Source organism: Micromonospora sp. NPDC004540, from assembly GCF_040610095.1.
GTDB lineage: Bacteria > Actinomycetota > Actinomycetes > Mycobacteriales > Micromonosporaceae > Micromonospora.
Genome location: NZ_JBEXLR010000200.1, coordinates 1 through 2,356, shown reverse-complemented (window position 1 = coordinate 2,356; position 2,356 = coordinate 1). Strand labels below are relative to the sequence as shown.

The following is a 2,356-nucleotide window of genomic DNA, read 5'->3' as shown; positions in this document are numbered from 1 at the left end:
GCCGCACCCCCGTTGCCCGAGCCGACCGGTCAGGCCTTCGGCGCGAGGTTGAAGTCAATGATCTGGTCGGGGGTGAGGTTCTGCTTGAGCGCGGGCGCGGTCACCGGACCGCCGCGCGCCGCCTCCCGGCCGGCCAGCCCGTGCAGGTACGCCGCCGCGGCGGCCGCCCGCTCCGGTGCCAGCCCGGCGGCCAGCAGCGAGCCGAGCAGCCCGGCCAGCACGTCGCCGGTGCCCCCGGTGGCCAGCACCGGGGTGCCGGTCGGATTGACGTAGGCCCGGCCGTCCGGGGTGCCGATGATCGTGCGGTCGCCCTTGAGCAGCACCACGGCGTTCATCCAGGCGGCCAGCCGCAGCGCCGCCCCGACCCGGTCCGCCCCGGGGGTCTCGCCGCAGAGCCGCGCGTACTCGCGGTCGTGCGGGGTCACCACGATCGGGGCGTCCCGCCCACGCAGCCGGTCGGCCAGCTTGCCGTCGACCAGCAGGGTCAGCGCGTCGGCGTCGAGCACCGCCGGCACCGGCGCGGCGAGCACCGCGCGCAGCTCGGCGGCGGACTCCTCGCCGGTGCCCAGCCCCGAGCCGCAGACCCAGGCCTGCACCCGGCCGGCGGCGGCGACCCGGTCGCTGGCGATCACCGAGGGGTGCTGGTGCAGCACCTCCGCGCGGGCGCCGCCCGCGTAGCGGACCATGCCGGTGGGGCCGTTCAGCGCGCCGCTGACCGAGAGCACGGCCGCGCCCGGGTAGGTGGCCGAGCCGGTCGCCACCCCGACCACGCCCCGGCTGTATTTCTCGGAGGACGGGCCGAGCCGGGGCCACCAGTCGACCACGTCGGACCACTCGGTGACGCGCAGCGCCGGGGTGCCGCGCAGCCATGGGGCCAGCCCGATGTCGACCAGCTCGTTGTGCCCGGCCAGCGGCGCGGCCGGGCCGACCACCAGCGCCGGCTTCAGCGCGCCGAAGGTGACCGTCACGTCGGCGCGGACCGCGGAGGGCCGGCCGGAGGCGGTGAGCGGCACGTGCCCGGTGTCCACCGCGACGCCGCTCGGCACGTCCACCGCGACCACGGTGGCCCGGGTGCCGTCCCGCCCGATGCGCTCGGCCAGGCTCGCGGCGAGCTGGTCGGCGGTCTCCCGCAGCCCGCCGGTGCCGCCGATTCCGACGATCCCGTCGAGCACCAGGTCCACCACGGCCGGCGGCCGGTCGACCACGCGCCCGCCGGCGGCCCGCAGCGCGGCCAGCCCCTCGCCGTGCGCCCGGCCCGGGGTGAGCAGCAGGGCGGCGACCGCCGTGCCCCGGCGGGCCAGGTGCGCGCCCGCGTAGAGGGTGTCGCCGCCGTTGTCGCCGGAGCCGACGAGCAGAAGCACCTGGGCGCCGTAGACACCACCCCGCTCGCCGAGCAGCAGCGCGCAGCGGCGGGCCAGCCCGGCGGCGGCCCGCTGCATCAGCGCCCCGGGCGCCAGGGTGGCCATCAGGCCCGCCTCCGCCGCGCGTACGTCCGCGACCCGCCACACCGGTCTCATGCCACCCCGTCCCGTCCGTTCGTCCCGTTCGTCCCGGACTGGCCGACCGACCCACCGGGCCGGCTCACCGTTCCGCGACCACCATGGCCGAGGCGATCCCGCCGTCGTGCGACAACGACAGGTGCCAGTGGTTGATCCCCCGCTCGGCCGCCGCGGCCGCCACCGTGCCCGAGACGGACAGCCGGGGGCGGCCGTCCGGGTCGGGCACGACCTCGCAGTCGTGCCAGCTCAGCCCGGCCGGCGCGCCCAGCGCCTTGGCCACCGCCTCCTTGGCGGCGAACCGGGCGGCCATCGACTCGGGCGAGCGCGCGTTGCCGGCGCGGGTGTGGCGCTCGGCCTCGGTGAAGAGGCGGTCGGCGAGCAGCGGCGTGCGCGCCAGGGACCGGGCGAACCGGTCCACCAGCACGACGTCGATGCCGACGGCCACGATCACGACCTCACCCTACCGGCGGTCGAGGCCGCGGATCGGCCGGTGGGCGCGCGGTGGACAACGCCTGTGGAAAACCCGGGATACGTCCCACCGCCCGTTGTCCACAGGGCCGGTGCGGGTGGTCCGCCGGGCCCTAGCGTCCCCGATGTCGGTCGGATCGCAGGGAGGTCGCCATGGGCGAGGAGCCGTTGAGCGTCGAGCCGGAGCTGTTGCGCGGGGTTGCCCGGGAGTTGGCCGACGACGCGTACCGGCTGGCCCGCGGGCCGGCCGCCGAGCCGGGGCTGGTGCTGCCGGCCGACGGCTGGCGGGCCGGGCTGGCGCTGGCCGAGCTGGAGGCGGCGGTGCAGCGCTGGCACGGGTCGCTCGCCGCCCGGGTGGCGGCCACCGCCGAGGCGGTCCGGGCCGCCGC

General features: G+C 78.1%; 3 protein-coding genes. 1 reads left to right on the top strand and 2 read right to left on the bottom strand.

Features of this window, described 5'->3' with window-relative positions; all coding sequences use genetic code 11:
* Window positions 1-29: 29 nt before the first annotated feature.
* A complete protein-coding gene (locus ABZV78_RS31645) occupies window positions 30-1,517 on the bottom strand; it encodes an NAD(P)H-hydrate dehydratase (RefSeq protein WP_355644521.1) in 1,488 nt (495 codons plus the stop codon).
* 64 nt (window positions 1,518-1,581) lie between these two features.
* Window positions 1,582-1,950, bottom strand: a complete 369-nt coding sequence (locus ABZV78_RS31640; protein ID WP_355644519.1) for a holo-ACP synthase — start codon at window positions 1,948-1,950, stop codon at window positions 1,582-1,584.
* A gap of 170 nt (window positions 1,951-2,120) precedes the next feature.
* Here ABZV78_RS31640 and ABZV78_RS31635 point away from each other — a divergent pair.
* Window positions 2,121-2,356: hypothetical protein (locus ABZV78_RS31635; RefSeq protein ID WP_355644517.1), on the top strand; the 236-nt coding region annotated here is incomplete at its 3' end.

What these genes read in the sequence shown, in the direction of transcription:
- ABZV78_RS31645 (WP_355644521.1), bottom strand. Translation starts at nt 1,517, where the DNA reads ATGAGACCGGTGTGGCGGGTCGCGGACGTACGCGCGGCGGAGGCGGGC.